This is a genomic window from Actinospica robiniae DSM 44927, assembly GCF_000504285.1.
GTDB lineage: Bacteria > Actinomycetota > Actinomycetes > Streptomycetales > Catenulisporaceae > Actinospica > Actinospica robiniae.
The window spans coordinates 367,347-383,479 of record NZ_KI632511.1 but is presented as its reverse complement, the minus strand read 5'-3'; the positions used below and the strand labels follow the sequence as shown (position 1 = coordinate 383,479).

Genomic DNA, 16,133 nt, shown 5'->3' with positions numbered 1-16,133 from the left:
CCGGCTCTCGGCCGGATGCGGGGCGACGGTCAGGAGTGCAGCCAGCTGAGGGTGTAGGAGCCGCCGGACAGGGTGGAGTTCTTCGTCAGCGGAGTGCTGCCGCGCTCGATGACGGTCGAGTTGACCGTGCCCGCGCTTGCCAGGGCCTTGCCGTTGGCGGTGAGGCCGGTGAAGGGAATCGCGCTGAACGAGGCCACCGGCTGGATGCCGTCCCCTAGGTCCTCGACGATCGCCTCGGCCGAGGAGAGCTGGTCGCTGCCGGTCTCGTGGTACGTCTTCGACCAGCCCCGAGTCGTGTCCTTCTCGGTCAGGGTGAAAGCGGTGCCGCTGACCGACACCGAGGCGGTGATCTGGTCGCCGGCTTTGACGGTCTCGGTGAAGTAGATCGAGTCCGCGGGGTACATCTCCGCCCACGGGTAGTATCCGGCCACGCCGTTCACGCAGTCCTGGTCGAAGCCGATCTGCTCGACGGTGTCCGAGTTCCAGCCGTCGATGCCGATCCACGGGGAGACGTAGCTGTTCGGCGTGGACGAGCAGTTGAGGGTCGGCACCGTCCACGTGCCGCTGACCGAGGTGAACTTGGTGCCGGTGACCGCGTAACCGCCCCAGATCTGATCCGAGTGCCGAGCGTGGTCGAAGTGCGGGATGCTCGCGGGGGCCGCAGTGGCGGCGGCCGCGGGGCCGGCCAGACCCGTGGCGAGCAGCGCCGAAGCGCCCACGGCCAGGCCGGCCAGGCGTATGCTGTATCCGGATATCGCCATGTTGCTCCCTTTCCGGGGCTAGTTGGCAGTGTTCGATACGTTTAACTACCGTTCGATGTCCCGAAGCTAGTTACGTATTCGAACACTGGCAAACATGCCTCATGCGAGGGAGCGGTGCGGCCAGGTGGGTACTGCGACCGCACCGAAACTTTCAGGACCGCACAGGCCTGCTCACTTCCTGGCGGTAGTGGGTGGGCGAACTGCCGTAGGCGCGTTGGAAGCGGCGGGTGAAGTGCGATGCGTGGAGGAAGCCGCACCGGTGGGCGACGACGTTGACCGGTAGGTGCGGCTGCTGCGTGAGCAGCGTGCGTGCGGCGGCGAGGCGGATGTCCAGGAGTGCTTCGGCCAGGGTCTGCGGGTGCGTGGACCACTGCTGGAACAGATATCTGACCGAGACGCCGTGTTCGTGGGCTATCTCCTCGGCCGTGAGCTCGTGGCGCGGGTAGTTGCTCTGCATATAGAGGATGGTCCTATCAACGAGATATCCGTCAGCAGCCTGCCGGGCGCCGGGTACGTCCTGGAGGGCGGTGGTGCCCAGCAGTGCCGCGGCAAGGCGGGTGGTGACGGGCGCCAGGTTCGCACGGTCGACGGGGGTCAAAGTGGGCGCTGCGGCGCAGAGGTGGGCGATGTGACTGCGCAGGAGGTTGTAGAGCGGGCTCGCCTGGAGATCTACCGCAGCGCTCTGCACCTGTTCCACGCTCAAGCCGAGCGCGGCGCGTTCGATCTGGATGATCCGCGCGCTCCCCTCGCCGGGCCTGGCGTAGGAATAGCAGGAGTTGAGGTCGGTGACGTACAGGGCTCCGCGGTACAGGGGGTAGGCGCGCTCCTCGTGGATGTAGCGGCCCGGCCCGCCGTCGTGCAGGACGAACACGACGCGCTCCGGCCCGTCTTTGCGCGCGTGCCTGTCGGTTCGCGTGTGGCTGACGCCGGAGCTGCGTTGGTGGAGCAGCGCGACGGCGGGGTCGAGCTGCCAATGCTCCAGACGGGCGTGGATGTTCTCCGGAGCGTCGAGTAGGCGAAGGTCGTGCGGCGCCGTCGCTCCGGTGAGCACCGCCTGCAAGGCCTCGGCGCGGTCGGCGGCCGGCAGCCGGCTCGTGTCGAGCAGAACGGACATGAAGGGCACTGCCTTTCACTCGGCATCCGCCAACTGAGTCCCTGGGCCGCAGGTCAATCTTTCCACGGCGACCTGGCCCTTTCCGGAAATCGTGCACGCACGGCAAAGAAGTCGTGCGTGTTCAATCCAGGTCCGCGGGTCTTCCGGGTCGATTCTTGGACGGTGGCCGGGCCGATCACCCCCGGCCTGCGGCGGCGTCAGACGGCCGCACCGTACCCACCCCACGTGAGGAGAACCGAGATGCCTGATTCCGCCCCTTCCTCAGGCCCCACCGTCGTCCTGGTCCATGGCGCGTTCGCTGACGCGGCCAGCTGGGCGTTCGTGACCGAGCGCCTGGTCGAGGCCGGAGTCCCGGTGCGCGCGATCGTCAATCCGCTGCGCGGCATCAGCCACGACGCCGCGTACGTGGCGAGCTTCATCAACCAGATCCCCGGCCCGGTCCTCGCCGTCGGGCACTCCTACGGCGGCGCGGTCATCACCAACGCCGTCCCGAAGACCAAGAACGTGGTCGGCCTGGTCTATGTCGCCGCGTTCGCTCCGGACGAGGGCGAGCTCCTCGGCGACATCGTCGCCCGGTCCAAGGACAGCGTCCTGACCAGCGCGCTGGAGGAGTACCAGTTCCCGACCGGCGAGGGATCCGAGACGGCCGTCGAGGTCCTGATCGACGCTTCGCGGTTCCGCGCGGTCTTCACCGCCGACCTGCCCCAGCTGCAGTCCGACGTCTACGCGCTGTCTCAGCGGCCGATCGCCGCCGGCGCGTTCGCGGAGAAGAGCGGCCCCCCTGCCTGGAAGAACCTCCCGGCCTGGGCCGCCGTCGGCACCGCGGACACCGCGGCCGGCAGCGACGTCGTGCGGGAGATGGCGCAGCGTGCGGGCGCCGACATCACCGAGATCGAAGGCTCCCACGTCATCATGATCTCCCAGCCCGACGCCGTGACCCAGGTCATTCTCAAGGCGCTCCGAGCCGTCAGCTGACTTTGGGCCAGTGAGAAAACGCACCTCGGTGGCGGGCCTCAGCCGCCCCCGCTGACGCCCGTCACCGACTGGTGCGTGTCCAGATGCTGTTCCTGCGCCCTCGCGGTGCGCCATTCCCGCGGGCTGAGGCCGAACTCCTGCCCGAACCGCCGGGTGAAATGGCTGATATTGCGGAAGCCCCAGCCTCGGGCGATCGATTCGATCGATCGGAACCGTGCCGCCGGTAGCGCCAACTCGGCACGCACTCCCTCCAGCCGGCGTCGGATGATCATCTGTTCGAGGCTCGTGTCGGCCGCCGCGCACACGTTGTACAGCTTCCGCAGGGAGATGTTGTGCGCCGCCGCGACCGAGGCGGCGTCCAGGCCGGGATCGCGCAGGTTCTGGCGCACGTACTCCCTGATGCGCGCCCAAAGCGTCTGGGCGGCGGCGTCGCGCCGGACCGCCGCATCGGGAGAGAGCGAGGCGAGCAGCGCCCGGGCGAGATCGATGCCGGCGTCGGCGATCCGAGCGGCCGCGGCGTTCGCGCTCAAGGCGTCCGCCGCGCCGAAGAGCTCCACGATATGGCTGGTCATCAGATCATAGAGCGGGCTGCGGGCCAGGTGCGGCAGCGCTTGCCGCAGCCGCCTGGACGGCACGTCGAGCTGTTCGAGCGGCATCATGAACGCCCGGGACGCACCCTGACCGGACCAGGAGAACTCGAACGGCTCAGTCATGTCCATGGCCATCAGCACGCCGGGATGCACCCGGTTCAGGGGCGTGAACTGCCGGTGCAGCCCGTCGCCGCGCTCCTGCACCGCGAGCGCGAGCAGCGGCACCGGATCCCGCCGCGCCTGCTGCTCACTGCGCGACATCCGCACCGACGACGTCTCGGCGCGAAACAGATAGCTGCCACCCAGCTGCCATACGTCCAGCCGGGCGTTGACCGGGCGCCCGTCCCCCGGCAGCGCCACCGTCGAGGCGCTCGTCTCGGCCATCGTCACCCGCACCCGCTCGAATCGCTCCTGATCCGGGATCACGGACGTATCGAGGACGACGGCCATGACGACCCTGGCTCCAAAGTAAGAGGTCTGCGAGCGTGACAAGCGACATGGTGCCGTGATCTTCGGCGTTGCGCAATGGCCTGTCATGTGCCGATCCGCGTCGGATATTCAGCGCCTGGTCTCGTACCGGGCCAGGAGCACGCCGTCCGGGAACGACCTGGTCTCCACCAGGTTCAGATGCACCCAGTCGTCCAGCGCGGTGAAGAACGGCGTGCCGCCGCCCACCAGGACCGGGTGGGTGACGATCGCGTACTCGTCGATCAGCCCGGCCCGCATGGCCGCCGCGGCGAGGGTGGCGCCGCCGATGTCCATGGGACCGCCGTCCTCGGCTTTGAGTCGGGCGATCTCGGCGACGGCGTCGCCGGTGACCAGGCGGGTGTTCCAGTCGACCGCGCGGGCCGTCGAGGAGAACACCACCTTCGACATGTCCCGCCAGCGCCGGGCGTACTCGATCTGCGCCGTCGTGGCGCCCGGCTGCTGATCGGCGGTCGGCCAGTGGGAGCTCATCGTCTCCCACAGCCTGCGCCCGTACAGCGCCAGGCCCGTCGCCCCCACCCGGTCCGACCACCACTGGAACAGCTCGTCGCTCGGGACGCTCCAGCCGAGGTCGTCCCCGGGCGCGGTGATGTAGCCGTCCAGGCTCAGATTCATGCCAAAGGTCAGTCTGCGCATGGCGTCAGTCTTCCGCGCGTCGGTATTCCGCGCGCAGACCGACACGGCGAGCAGGGCTCAGGGCTCAGGGGTATCCCGCTGCTGCCTTCGCCGTGTTCGCGACCGCGGGGAATTGAGCCAAGGCCACTCCGGGCGCTCACTCCGGAGTGAAGCAGTACTTCGGATGCTGCCTTATTCAACACGGACCCACCGACACCGGAGCGCGGGTGCGGGTGCGGGCGCGGGGTCCTGCACCTCACGGTGCGGGAGTGCCGACACAAGTCATACCACTGTGATCCGCTTCTTCAGCAGGAGGTTCATCTATGGTCGCACTGTAATCGCCCGAACATACATCAGGGAAGAGTTCATATGAGCGGCATGATGAGCAGGCGGACGGCGCTGCGGCGCGGCGCCACCGTCGCCACCGCCGGGCTGGCCACGAGCGCCGTGCCCGCTCTGCTGGCGATTCCCGAGGCCCGGGCGGACGCGGTCGACGAGGCCGCACCGCCTTGGGACAAGCTGGCCGAGCTGCTCGACCGGGCCGGCGCGGGCCGGCTCTACCAGCCGCGGGAGCGCCTGTTCGGGGCGCTGGGGGTGCCGAAGAACCACGTCTACATCGACAACCGTCCGCTACGGATCCTCTCGCCCAGGGACATCGACGGGGACCGCGGCGCGACCGGGGTCGAGATCGCGGTCGCGTGGGCCGACGCCAACACCGTGCGCGTCATCCCCTACTCCAACGGGCACAACTACGCCGGCTACTCCGCCACGGACCCGCACGACCAGCGCCCGACCCTGCTGATCGACCTCAGCGACAACCAGCTCAAGCGGCCCGCGCTCGCGAGCGGGGCAGACGGCACGGTCGTGCTGACGGCGGGCTCGGGCACCACCAACGGGGACGTCTACCCCTGGCTGCGCACCAACCCGTACCGCGGCGGGCAGTGGGCGGTGGCGACCGGTCGCTGCCCGACCGTCGCGCTCGGCGGGCTGACGCTGGGCGGCGGGATCGGCTTCAGCGACCGCAAGTACGGCCTGACCTGCGATGCTCTGGTGGCGACGACGGTGGTGACCGCCGCATACGGGAAGGTCACCGCCACCGCCGACCACTACAGCGACCTCTTCTGGGCCTGTCGCGGCGGCGCGGGCAACAACTTCGGCATCAACATCGACTTCACCTACGAGGCCCACCCGGTGCCCGAACGGTTCTGCGTCTTCGACCTGAAGTGGCAGGCTGCTGATCTCGCCGCGAAGTCGTGGCAGGTGTACCACGCGTTCCAGCAGCTGCTCTTCGGCCCCGGCGATCCGTCGGATCCGCGGCTGGCCGACTTCCACCTGCGGTTCGGCATCGGCACCTCCGGCCGGGACCGGGCGCAGGCCGAGGCCAACGCCCGGTGCAACGCCCTCGGCGAGTTCTACGGCTCGAAGCAGGAGCTCCTCGTCTTCCTCGAGGAGCGCGGCTTCCCCGCGGACCTGGTCGCAGACTTCGAAGCCGGGACTCAGGACTTGAACTTCTGGGACGCCACCGACTACACCTTCGCCACCACCCCGATCTACCAGTGGGCCAGCAAGTCGGCCATCGTCGATGAGCACGACGCGCTCGACGAGCGGAAGATCGGGACCTGCGTCAGGTTCGTGGAGAGCTGGCCGGGCAGCCACAACGGCGACGGCGCCGGGATCGCCCTCTTCGCCCTGGGCGCGAAGATCAACGAGAAGGCTCCGGCCGACACCGCGTTCTGGCACCGCCGGGCGCAGTTCATCATGGCGCTCGAATCCAGCTGGGCCGACAACGACAGCACCGACCTGGCGGACCCCACCAGCACGGCGGCCCGATGCAAGGCATGGCTCGACGAGCTGTACGAGGCGGTGTGGGGAGCCGGGCCCGCCCACTGCTACCAGAACTTCCCCGATCCCGACCTGACCGACTGGCAGTCGCGCTATTACGGAGGCAACTACCCGAGGCTCCGGGACGTAAAGACGAAGTACGACCCCGGCAGTATGTTCTGCTATGAGCAGGGCGTACGTGCGCTGAGGTGAGCGGCGACCTCGAGCCTGAGCTTTTCAGCATGCACGCCGTGGTCCCGAAGGTGTCAGTGGCGCCGAGTAGGGTCGCGTCATGACTGATCGGATCTCAGCGAAGCAGTTCCGTGACGCGGAGGGCGTCGAGGATTGGCGGACGATCGTCGGCGGAGGATGGGCCTGCGCCTACTTCCGGACCGGATCGTTCGCCGTCGGCGTCGAGCTGGTCCGGGCGATCGGCGAGATCGCCGCGGCGGCGAACCATCACCCGGACGTCGACCTGCGGCCCAAGGGCGTGAGCGTGAAGCTGTTCACCTCCGACTTCGGCGGCCTGAGCCAACGGGACGTCGCGGTGGCTCAGCAGATCTCCGTGGCCGCCGCCGAACTCGGCGCGCCCGCCGACCCGAGCGGCGTCCAGCACGTGCAGGTCGCGATCGACGCGATGGCCGGCGCCGAGGTGCTGCCGTTCTGGGCGGCCGTGCTGGGTTATGAGGTGTTCGGCGAGGAGGACGTGCTCGACCCGCTGCGCCGCGGGCCGACGTTCTGGTTCCAGCAGATGGACGCGCCGCGGCCGCAGCGCAATCGATTCCACATCGACGTCTACCTCCCGCACGACCATGTCGAGGCGCGAATCGCCGCGGCGCTGGCCGCCGGCGGGAGGATCGTGAACGACGCGAACGCGCCGGGATGGTGGACCCTCGCCGACCCCGAGGGCAACGAGGTCGACCTCGCCATCTGGGAGTGATTCAGGCGCGTGGCTGACCATAACTTCAAAGTGGTGTCATGGCCTGCCGCTGGTGGAGACTGGACGGCATGCCGGGTGGGGTGCGCGACGGGCTGCCGATCGAGGATGCGACGCCGAAAAACCTGTGGGCGCGCCTGCTGGCGGGGCAGGTGACTGAGGTATACATGCTGTACTCGCCAAGCGGACCATACGAAGACCTGCCGAGGAAGCTTGGCCTCGACCTGATCTCGCCCGACGCTTACGTATACGGCAGATACGGCGTGCTCCGCACGCACAGGGAGCGTGCGGAGCTTGCGCGTGTCTTGGCGGGCGAACCCCGTTGGCTCGCCGTCGGCCGGCTGCCCTACTGGGCCGAGCCGTTCGCGCGCCGTGCCGAGGCGATCCTGATCCCAGTGAGCCGGTACAGCAAACCGACTCCGCGGTCCGTTGCGGCATTCTTCCGGAAAGTACCGAGAGAACTGTTCGAGCTCCACGACGAGCAGGAGTGGACGGCGCTGGAGGCCGACCCGGACTTCGCCGCGGCCTCGTACGTCTTCGACGCCCTGGCGAGCATTGAACTGTTCAGGGTGTACCACATGCTCATGGCGGAATTCCTGCTCAGGGAATTTCCAAGCAAGACCTTCATGGTGGGCGCCCAGCGGGCCGCGCAACTGAAAACGGTACGCCCGAACTAGAGAGCGCCGTCGCGCCATGCCGCCTTCGCGGTCGGATAGATCGGCCGGAAGCCCAGGTCCCGGTACGCGCGGGTGGTGTCCGGGACACCGGCCCACAGGTCTGCGACGCTCCGGCCGGCGGCGGCCGCGACATCGAACTCACGTCCGCCGAGCTCGAAGAACTCGTACATGGTCGACGGGGCGTCGCCCGCGATGTTGTACGCGACGTAGCCGGGCTGCTGCGGGCGCACCGTCCGCAGCGCGCGCTGAACGGCCTGGGCCACGTCCGCGTGGTGGGCCATCGGCATCACAGCATGCGTAGCCAGGGCGCCGAGGTTGAAGTGGGCCAGGGCATTGGCGATGTGCGGATCGCCTTCACCGTAGACGAAGGGCAGGCGCAGCGTGATCACGTCGAAGCCGCTCTCTTCACACAGAGCCCTGATCTGCTCCTCGGCCTCCCGCTTGCTGTGCGGGTACACCAGGTGGCGCTCGCCCTCCGCGGCGTCCGGGGCGCGCAGTGCGTCGTCCTCGCGCAGCGGCCGCCCGATACCCGGCCCATAGACGTGGATCGTGCTCACCTGCACGAACCGCCGCACGCCGGCCTTCGCGCTCTCCCGCGCCAGGGACACGGCGGCGTCCCGGTTGACCGCGTACATGCCGGACTCCTCGACGCTCGGATCGCGGAAGGTGGCCGCCGTGTTGACGACCGAGGTCGCGCCGTCCAGCGCCCGCTCGCGGTCGGCGGCGTCGGTGATGTCGCCGACCACGGCCTGCGCGCCCGCCGCTTCGAAGCCCGCGGCCGCCTCCGGGGTGCGCACCAGCACGCGCACCGCGTCGCCGGAGTCGCGCCAGGCCAGCAGGCGCGGCACCAAGCGCCTGCCCACCTGCCCGGTCGCGCCCGTCACCAGAATCGTCTCGTTCGTCATGGTCCCTCTCCGATCACGCCTTGTCCTTGTGCTCCCTCCACCCTGCCGGGCCCCGCGGCCGGGTTGTAGAGACCGGTTTAGCCGCGGACTACGGGTCCCTGGTTACGGGCGCGTCGGCTGAGCGAGAATGAAGGGGTGAACGGAACCGAGCGTGCGGAACTCGCCGACTTCCTGCGGCGCAGCCGGGAGCGGATCGAGCCGGCCTCGGTGGGCCTGCCGCCGCGCGGACGTCGGCGGACGCCGGGCCTGCGCCGGGAGGACGTCGCTCAGCTCGCCGGGATATCCGTGGACTATTACGCCCGTTTGGAGCAGCAGCGCGGCGCGCAACCCTCCGAACAGGTGATCAGCGCGTTGGCCGACGCGCTCCAGTTGACCGAGGACGAGAGCGACTACGTCCACCGCCTGTCCGGCTTCCGGACGCAGGGGCGGGCCGCGTCGGCCCGGCACGCCAGCCCGGGCCTTCTCCTCGTGCTCGACCGGCTCGTGGACGTCCCCGCTCAGGTGCTGAGCGACAGCGGCCAGGTCCTCGCGCGCAACCCGCTGGCCGAGGCGCTGTTCGGCGGCCCCGCGCTGCCGGGCCGGGCCGGCAACTCGTACTGGCGCATGTTCACCGACGAGCCCTCGCGGCGCCGCGTCCCGCCGGCCCTGCAGCCCGTCCTGATGGCCAACCACGTCGCCGACCTGCGTACCGTCCACGCACGCCGCCCTGCGGACGAGGAGGTCAACTCCCTCATCCACGATCTGCTGGAGGCCAGCGACGAGTTCCGCGAACTGTGGGAACGCCACGACGTCGCGGTCAGACGCCACTGCGCGAAGACGATCATGCACCCGGAGGTCGGCCCGCTCGCGCTCAACAGCGAGCTGCTCCTGGACTCCCACGGCGAGCAGTCCCTGGTCCTCTACACCGCCCAGCCCGGCACGGACGCCGCCGAAAAGCTTGAGCTGCTCCGGGTGCTCGGCCAGGAGAAGTTCACCGAGACGCGGCCGACGCGCTGACGCGCTGATGCGTTGAGGCGCTGACGCAGCAAGGTCTACTCGTACAACGTTCGTTCATCAGCGACACGAACAGCGCGGCCCGCGTACCGTCGGATCCATGCCGCAACGATGGAACGCACCGGGCGAGAGCGCGATCACGTGGATGTGGCCGGGCCAGAGCACTGAGGACCTCGGCCTGCTCGTCATCACCGGAGGCAAACTGCATCGTTGGCCGGTCCCGGGCGCGCATCGGTACGTCGTCGAGGCCTTCGACGTCGACGAGGACGCCGGGGTCGCCGTCGCTCTGATCGTGACGCTGCCTCGGCGGGGCGCGGGCACGAGCCGCCAGGAGACATACGAGTACGAGCCGTCACGCGGCTGGATCGCGCTGGGCGGTGGAGCCTTCAGTCCCGCGGACCGAGCTCTGGCGCGCACCCGGCCCAGTGCGGCTCGCTCCGGCCCCGCTGTCATGATCAGTACGAATGGCGCTTCCAGCACCCGCAGTTACGTCGAGCGGCTGCGACGCAGCGAAGCCGGGCGCCCGCTGAGCCTGGGTACCGTCAGCTGGGTCTCCACTGGCGTCATCGAAGTCTCAGTCGAAGTCGACCACCTTCTGTTCTCCGGACGACGCATCAGCGTTCCGGACCACGGCCGATGCGTGGTGACATGGAAGAGCCCGGCCCCCACGACCACCACGCGGCCCACCCTGCCTCGCATCGCTGCCGCAGACCGCGACGGCCGGATACTGACCGAGCTCGGACCAGACAACACTCTCGACACCTTCACCCAGGCGTTCCTCGACGAACTGACCGCGCCCGGCTGAAGTCGAACGCGGATATAAGTCGGCCCGTCATCTCGCGCGATCAGCTTCGGCTCGGGCCTCCTCTCAGTGGCTTGCCATGATCGCGGCGAGGTTCGCCTCGATCTCGCCATCCGCGACGTCACGCAGGTGCTGGTCGAAGGCCCACCGGTGCCCCGACGGGTCCAAGACCTCCGCGGTGCGGACACCCCAGAATTTGTCCTCGGCCGCGCTGACGAGGACGGCGCCGGCGTCGATGGCCCGGGTGAGGGCGGCGTCGGCATCCGGGACGGTCAGCCGGAACGCGGACACCGTGGTGGAGGTCTCGTCCGGAGTCGACATCGTGGTCCCTGGGATGGGGGCGGCCAGGGCGATGGGAAGTCCGTCGATGTCGAGGTCGGCGATCGCGATCGTTCCGTCCGGCATCCGCAGGACGCGGGTGAGGGTGGCGTTCAGCGCCTGCTGGTACCAGTCCATGCTGGCGGGCACGTCGCGAACGAGAAGGTGGAGAGCGAACATGTCGGGTTTCCTTCGTGCGGAGGTGTGCGTCACTGATCCGACAAGAAGACCCGTTGATTTGTGAGGTCTCGCCGATGGCGTCAGCGTCCGTCGCGGACGAGGCGGATCACCCGTTGATCCAGGACGCTCCCGGAGCCGCTGGTCGAACTGGCCAGCAGGACCATGCCGCGGCCTGACTGGGGATCGAGCGCCATCGACGAGCAGAAGCCGCCGGTCTTCCCGTTGTGCCAGAGTACTCGCGCGTCCCAGCGAATCCAGCCGAGCCCGATCTCCTTGCCCTTCGCGACCACCAGCCTCGGGCTTTGGGCCAGCCGGATCGCCTCGCCGGGGGCGTCATCGGCCGGGTGCGCACACGCGGCGAGGTAGCGTGCCATGTCGCCGATGGTGGATTCCACTCCGCCCGCCCCGGGCATCGGCTGATCCCAGTGCGGCACCGCTCGGCCGCCGGCGTGTCCGGGGATCTCGACCCCGCCGTCGCCGTCGCGAGGCACGCCGTCGCGCACGCCTGTGCTGGTCATGCCGAGCGGCCCGGTGATCCGCTCCTTCAGCATCTGCTGATAACTCTGTCCGCTCGCGCGCTCGAGGGCCAGACCGAGGAGCTGGTAGCCGAAGTTCGAGTACTGATGGGGAGCCGGATCGAGGGAGGCTGCGGCAGCAGGCACGGCGCGCAGACCCTTCTCAGCGCGCTTCGCCGAGTAGCCGACGTAGGGATTGCGCGGGTGGGCCAGAGCTTGCCACAGGTTGTTGGGGGCGAGCCTGGGAAGGCCGGACGTGTGCGTCGCCAGCGCCTGCAGTTTGAGTCCCTTGCCTGCCGCCGCAGGGACCCAGCGTTCGAGGTCGTCGTCGAGAGCGAGCACGTCGTCTGCGGCAAGCGAGGCGAGCAGAGTCGCAGTCATCGTCTTGGTGATCGAGCCGATCTCGAATCTCGCGTCCACCGGGCACTGCCCGCGCATCGCTGTCGTGATGCCAGGCCCATCCATGGCCGCAAGCGCGACCGCTGCCTTGCTCGGAGCGTCCGGAAAAAGCGCCGCGAACTCGTCGACGTGCGCCTCGGCCGTGAACTCAGGCTGCTGCATTTCTCGATTCTCCGCGTCGCCAAAGGATCTCGCCGTCGTGCGATTCGCCGGTCGCGGTGAGGCCGATCGCCGTGGCGACGGCGGCTGATGCCCGATGTTCGGGGTGGATGTGGGCGCTGATGGTGCCCACCTGCTGCTGAACGAGCCAATCGACGAGGGCGTGGGCTGCTTCGGTGGCGATGCCCCGGCCCTGCCACGGGGAACCCACCACCCAGGCGATCTCTGCGGCCAGGCCGTCGCCGGAAGGACTTACCGTCGCTTGGACCGTGCCGGTCAGACAGTCTTCGTCGCGGAGGCGGATCACCCAGTTGAGCCAGGACACGGCCGGATCGGGCGCACCCGCGGCCAAACGCTCGTAGCGTGAGCGCAGGGCTGCCGGAGTGTCGGGAGCGCCGCCGATGAAGGCGTGCAACGCAGGGTCGGCGAGCACGGCGGCCATCTCCTCGGCGTGCCCGACCCGCAACGGCAGCAGGTCGAGTCGCCGGGTGCCGAGGCTGCCGGAGGAAAGGGTGGTCGCGATGCGACCGGTCTTCTCTTGTGACGTGTCACGGCTCATGGGAACTGAATCTTAGGGGCCTGATCCCTACCGCGCCCGATCTTGCCTGTCCGGAGTGCTCGCGGGACGCTCGGTCAGTAGCGTCGGCGTCCCGGGGGCAGGGCCTCGACGTGATAAGCCCGGGTGTCGCCGGACGCTGTGAGTTGCGCGATGTGGGCGGCCGCAAGCTCGACGGAGTCGTACTTGTAGGCGTTCGACCTGACGAAGGTCACTCCGTCGGCCCCGAAGGAGCGGCCCCAGAACCCCCCTTGGTCGGTCGCGATGATGAAGCTCGTGGATTCCATATGACCATCCTGACGTCTCGTTGAGGATCCGGCTCCGCGGCGCCCCGTCCGGAACTCCGCTGAACACGTGTGCGTTTCAAGCAATTGTCAACCTGGCCTCACCCGGCGCTCTGCGGAAGCTCGCCGAGCACGCCCGCGATCCGCCTGGCCAGTTCGCGGCACTCGCTGATCTCGATGCCCGGTATGGCTCCGGTGTGCCGGGCGCACCGTGCGAGCAGGCCGCGCGCGAGGTCTTCGACGCGGGCGGAGAGCGTGTCGGGCGCCGGGTCGGGGTGCCGGTGCCTGAACGAGTTCCAGCGGCGGCGCGCCGCCCTGGCCAACTCCAGCCGGAGCGGCTCGCTGCCCGGGATGCGGCTGCCCTCGCCGTACGCCTTGTGGAGAAGCGCGACCAGCGGATCGGGCAGAGTCAGATCGATCGTCATGGGTCTATTCCACACGACCCGGGGCCGCGGATGCACGCACCCCTGCCATACGCCGCGTCCGGTCGCCGGCGAGGACGGCTCGCGCGAGGCCGCCGAAGGAGGCGGCGACGCCGGGCCAGGCGAGTTGTTCGGCGATCTGCCCGCACCTGGTCTGCAGGACTTTCGCGAGGCCGGGTTCGGTCAGCACCCTGCGCAGCGCCAGAGCCAGGGCGTCGGGGTCGCGCTGCGGAACGACGAGGCCGACACCGTTTCCGAGGAGCTCGCGCGCCTGCGGGAAATCAGTGGCGACGACGGGACGCCGTGCGGCGACGGCCTCGGTGAGCACGGCCGAGCTCGTCCTCTCCCGCTCCTCATAGGGCAACAGGACCACGTCTGCCCGCCTGATGAGCGAGGCGAGCGGCCCCGGCGCCCGGTAGGCCGGATCGAAGGCGACGAGGTCCGCGACGCCATGTTCGTCCGCGGTACGCAACAGCAGGTCGTGGTACGCGTCCGCCTGGCCGGCCTCGAGGCGGGGGTCGGGCTGACCGCAGATCAGGTAGCGGGGTGCCGGATCCAGATCGCGCAGAAGGCCGAGCGCGGCGATCGCGTGCTCGATTCCCTTGCCCGGGCCGATCAGACCCCACGTCAGGATCGTGGGCGCGGCCGGCTCGACGACGCGGCGCGAGGGGTGGGTGGGCGTGGCGGCGGTGGCGCCGCGTGGGATCACACTGACGCGGTCCCCGTCGACGCGGTAGTGCTCGCGCAAGGTCTCGGCGTCCGCCGCGCAGAGCACGACGAGGGCCGCAGCGGCATCGACGACGCGCTGGAGGACCTGATGTCGGTGCCCGCTTTCGATGGCGGGTACCGCGTGCAGGACCGCGATCACCGGCACGTCGAGGGCTTCGATCACGCCCAGCACCTCTTCGCCGTCCGGGCCGCCGTAGATCGCGAAGTCGTGCTGCACGATCGCCACGTCGTACCGGTTGAGCGCCTCGATCGTCCTGATCGCGCTCGCGGGGCGCCCGTGGACCAGGAAGACCGTCGGGTCCTGCCTCGGCACCGGGCGCGGCCGCTCCACGACGTGCACGATGCCGCAGCGTTCCCCGCTCGCCGGATCGTGCAGATGCTGGGCCAGGGCGAGGCTGTGGGTGGCCACGGCACAGCGGGTGGGCGGGAACGTGCTCAGAAACCCGTACGCGACCATCAGAACCCGCCTCACCGGGAACCGAGTCCGTCCGGCGCTCGCGGCGGCAGCCGGTGTCGGCTGCTTTCCCAGGGCTGCGGACAGGGCGGGCGGCAAGCGGAAGGCGAAGCCCATTCCTCGCTCGCCCATCGGCTCGGTGATCAGTCCGCTCCCTGCGATGAGGGAGATCCTCGGACCCGGCGCGAAGTGGGCGAGACCACCGCCGGTGGCGAGCACCACCGGAACAGGCGGATGGCGCAACCCTAACACGGCACGGTCGGCCCCGCCGCCGGATGCGCCGCTCGCGAAGCCCGGCGACCGGCCGGGTCAGGCGGTCGCGCGCAGTCGGGCCAGCGCCTCGGCCAGCAGGATCTCCGCGTCCGCGTCGCTGCGCCGTTCGCGCAGGTAGGCGAGGTGAGTCTTGTAGGGCTCGACGTTGAGAGCGGGCGGCGGGTCGTCCCGGTCCTGGCCGGCGGGCTGGCCGCAGCGGTGGCACTCCCACACGTCCGGAACGACCGCCGAGGCGGCGAACAGCGGCCGGGTCTCATGGCCGGACGCGCACCAGAAGGCGACGGCGACGCGCTCGATGAGGTCACCACGCTCCGGCTCGCCCAGCGGGCCCGAACCGATCCTGCTCCCGCGCAGAGCGCTGCTGCGTGCCATGAAGGGAATCTCCTGAAGGAAGTGGCCGGTCCGATGACCGGACCCGCACTGAGTCGTCCCGCCATGGACAACCGGGATCGGCGCGAATCGCGGGCAACGCCTCGACTCTACTCCCCCGGCGGCCGCAGCCGATCACGAATGGCGGACGTCGTCGGTGAACCGTTCGGCGAAGCGTTCGGCGGGGGCTCGGATGGTGAGCCTCAGAGCGAAGACGGTCGCTTGGATCACTGCTGCGCCCTGAAGACGTGGGCGACGGTCCCGCGGCTGAAGGCGGTGGTGCTCACCGGCTCGATCTCCAGCGGCAAAGTGAAGAGCGGCTCACCCGCACCCAGGATGACCGGATGAACGACGAGGCGGTATTCGTCGATCAAGCCGGTCCGGACCAGCGAGCGGGCGAAGCGCACGCCGCCCTGGGCGAGCAGGTACCCGTCAGGGCTCTCCTTCTTGAGGCGCGCGATCGCTGAGGCCAGGTCATCCCCACGGCTGATCGTCGCCGGGCCCCAGTCGGCGCTGGTGAGCGAGTCGGAGAACACGACCTTGGGGATCTCGTTCATCGGCTGCGCGAACGGCCCCGCGGCGCCCGGCCAGAATCCGGCCCACATCGCATAGGTCTTCGCCCCGACGAGGTGCATCTTGGCGTTGCCCACGGTCTCGAGCACCCAGCGCGCGCCGTCGTCGGAGCGCCCGGCAGCCTCCCAGCCACCACTCCCGTCAGCCGACGCGATATAGCCGTCGAGCGAGACGGACATCTTCAGGACGAGCGAGGCCATGTGCTGATTCCTCTCCGAGGTGGATG

19 protein-coding genes are annotated in these 16,133 nt (G+C 69.4%); 6 read left to right on the top strand and 13 right to left on the bottom strand.

Annotated elements, in window-relative coordinates; translation table 11 throughout:
• Positions 1–29 precede the first annotated feature (29 nt).
• Positions 30–761, bottom strand: a complete 732-nt coding sequence (locus ACTRO_RS01565; RefSeq protein WP_051450133.1) for a G1 family glutamic endopeptidase — start codon at positions 759–761, stop codon at positions 30–32.
• A gap of 151 nt (positions 762–912) precedes the next feature.
• Positions 913–1,875 carry a helix-turn-helix transcriptional regulator gene (locus ACTRO_RS01560; RefSeq protein WP_034260661.1) on the bottom strand — a complete coding sequence of 321 codons (963 nt, stop codon included), beginning with the start codon at positions 1,873–1,875 and terminating at the stop codon, positions 913–915.
• A 240-nt stretch (positions 1,876–2,115) separates the two neighbouring features.
• Here ACTRO_RS01560 and ACTRO_RS01555 point away from each other — a divergent pair, with 240 nt between their 5' ends.
• Positions 2,116–2,850, top strand: coding sequence for an alpha/beta fold hydrolase (locus tag ACTRO_RS01555; RefSeq protein WP_034260659.1), 735 nt, complete (start codon positions 2,116–2,118; stop codon positions 2,848–2,850).
• Positions 2,851–2,888: 38 nt separating this feature from the next.
• On the opposite strand, the gene ACTRO_RS01550 is transcribed toward ACTRO_RS01555, so the two are convergent.
• Positions 2,889–3,800 (bottom strand): helix-turn-helix domain-containing protein, encoded by a 912-nt coding sequence (locus ACTRO_RS01550; protein ID WP_169739789.1) that lies wholly within the window; start codon positions 3,798–3,800, stop codon positions 2,889–2,891.
• 198 nt (positions 3,801–3,998) lie between these two features.
• Complete coding sequence (locus tag ACTRO_RS01545) at positions 3,999–4,562, bottom strand: dihydrofolate reductase family protein (protein WP_034260658.1); 564 nt, start codon at positions 4,560–4,562, stop codon at positions 3,999–4,001.
• A gap of 348 nt (positions 4,563–4,910) precedes the next feature.
• Here ACTRO_RS01545 and ACTRO_RS01540 point away from each other — a divergent pair, with 348 nt between their 5' ends.
• From ACTRO_RS01540 to ACTRO_RS01530, 3 genes are all read left to right on the top strand, one after another.
• Complete coding sequence (locus ACTRO_RS01540) at positions 4,911–6,575, top strand: FAD-binding oxidoreductase (RefSeq protein WP_051450131.1); 1,665 nt, start codon at positions 4,911–4,913, stop codon at positions 6,573–6,575.
• 79 nt (positions 6,576–6,654) lie between these two features.
• Positions 6,655–7,302 (top strand): VOC family protein, encoded by a 648-nt coding sequence (locus ACTRO_RS01535; protein WP_034260656.1) that lies wholly within the window; start codon positions 6,655–6,657, stop codon positions 7,300–7,302.
• A gap of 38 nt (positions 7,303–7,340) precedes the next feature.
• The gene (locus ACTRO_RS01530) at positions 7,341–7,976 is read left to right on the top strand and encodes a hypothetical protein (RefSeq protein ID WP_157435638.1); all 636 of its coding nucleotides are present in this window, start codon (positions 7,341–7,343) and stop codon (positions 7,974–7,976) included.
• Here the strand turns inward: ACTRO_RS01530 and ACTRO_RS01525 are convergent.
• A complete protein-coding gene (locus tag ACTRO_RS01525; protein WP_034260651.1) occupies positions 7,973–8,881 on the bottom strand; it encodes an NAD-dependent epimerase/dehydratase family protein in 909 nt (302 codons plus the stop codon). The genes ACTRO_RS01530 and ACTRO_RS01525 overlap by 4 nt on opposite strands.
• Before the next feature lie 135 nt (positions 8,882–9,016).
• On the opposite strand from ACTRO_RS01525, the gene ACTRO_RS01520 reads away from it, so the two are divergent.
• Together ACTRO_RS01520 and ACTRO_RS42535 are read left to right on the top strand one after the other, a co-directional pair.
• Positions 9,017–9,877 carry a helix-turn-helix transcriptional regulator gene (locus tag ACTRO_RS01520; protein ID WP_157435637.1) on the top strand — a complete coding sequence of 287 codons (861 nt, stop codon included), beginning with the start codon at positions 9,017–9,019 and terminating at the stop codon, positions 9,875–9,877.
• 97 nt (positions 9,878–9,974) lie between these two features.
• Complete coding sequence (locus ACTRO_RS42535) at positions 9,975–10,679, top strand: hypothetical protein (RefSeq protein ID WP_051450130.1); 705 nt, start codon at positions 9,975–9,977, stop codon at positions 10,677–10,679.
• Between the two features lie 63 nt (positions 10,680–10,742).
• Here the strand turns inward: ACTRO_RS42535 and ACTRO_RS01510 are convergent, their stop codons facing one another.
• From ACTRO_RS01510 to ACTRO_RS01475, 8 genes are all read right to left on the bottom strand, one after another.
• Positions 10,743–11,174, bottom strand: coding sequence for a VOC family protein (locus ACTRO_RS01510; protein WP_034260647.1), 432 nt, complete (start codon positions 11,172–11,174; stop codon positions 10,743–10,745).
• 80 nt (positions 11,175–11,254) lie between these two features.
• Positions 11,255–12,250, bottom strand: coding sequence for a serine hydrolase domain-containing protein (locus ACTRO_RS01505; RefSeq protein ID WP_034260645.1), 996 nt, complete (start codon positions 12,248–12,250; stop codon positions 11,255–11,257).
• Positions 12,237–12,806: a GNAT family N-acetyltransferase gene (locus ACTRO_RS01500; RefSeq protein ID WP_051450129.1), complete on the bottom strand. Its 570-nt coding sequence runs from the start codon at positions 12,804–12,806 to the stop codon at positions 12,237–12,239. Before ACTRO_RS01500 ends, ACTRO_RS01505 begins: the two co-directional genes overlap by 14 nt.
• 74 nt (positions 12,807–12,880) lie before the next feature.
• Complete coding sequence (locus ACTRO_RS01495) at positions 12,881–13,090, bottom strand: hypothetical protein (RefSeq protein ID WP_034260643.1); 210 nt, start codon at positions 13,088–13,090, stop codon at positions 12,881–12,883.
• A gap of 98 nt (positions 13,091–13,188) precedes the next feature.
• On the bottom strand, positions 13,189–13,512 hold the full coding sequence (locus ACTRO_RS01490; RefSeq protein ID WP_034260641.1) for a hypothetical protein: 324 nt from the start codon (positions 13,510–13,512) through the stop codon (positions 13,189–13,191).
• Positions 13,513–13,516: 4 nt separating this feature from the next.
• Positions 13,517–14,695 (bottom strand): glycosyltransferase, encoded by a 1,179-nt coding sequence (locus tag ACTRO_RS01485; protein WP_084316975.1) that lies wholly within the window; start codon positions 14,693–14,695, stop codon positions 13,517–13,519.
• A gap of 306 nt (positions 14,696–15,001) precedes the next feature.
• Positions 15,002–15,337, bottom strand: coding sequence for an RNA polymerase-binding protein RbpA (locus ACTRO_RS01480; RefSeq protein ID WP_034260639.1), 336 nt, complete (start codon positions 15,335–15,337; stop codon positions 15,002–15,004).
• 224 nt (positions 15,338–15,561) lie between these two features.
• The gene (locus ACTRO_RS01475) at positions 15,562–16,107 is read right to left on the bottom strand and encodes a dihydrofolate reductase family protein (RefSeq protein ID WP_034260638.1); all 546 of its coding nucleotides are present in this window, start codon (positions 16,105–16,107) and stop codon (positions 15,562–15,564) included.
• Between the last annotated feature and the right edge of the window lie 26 nt (positions 16,108–16,133).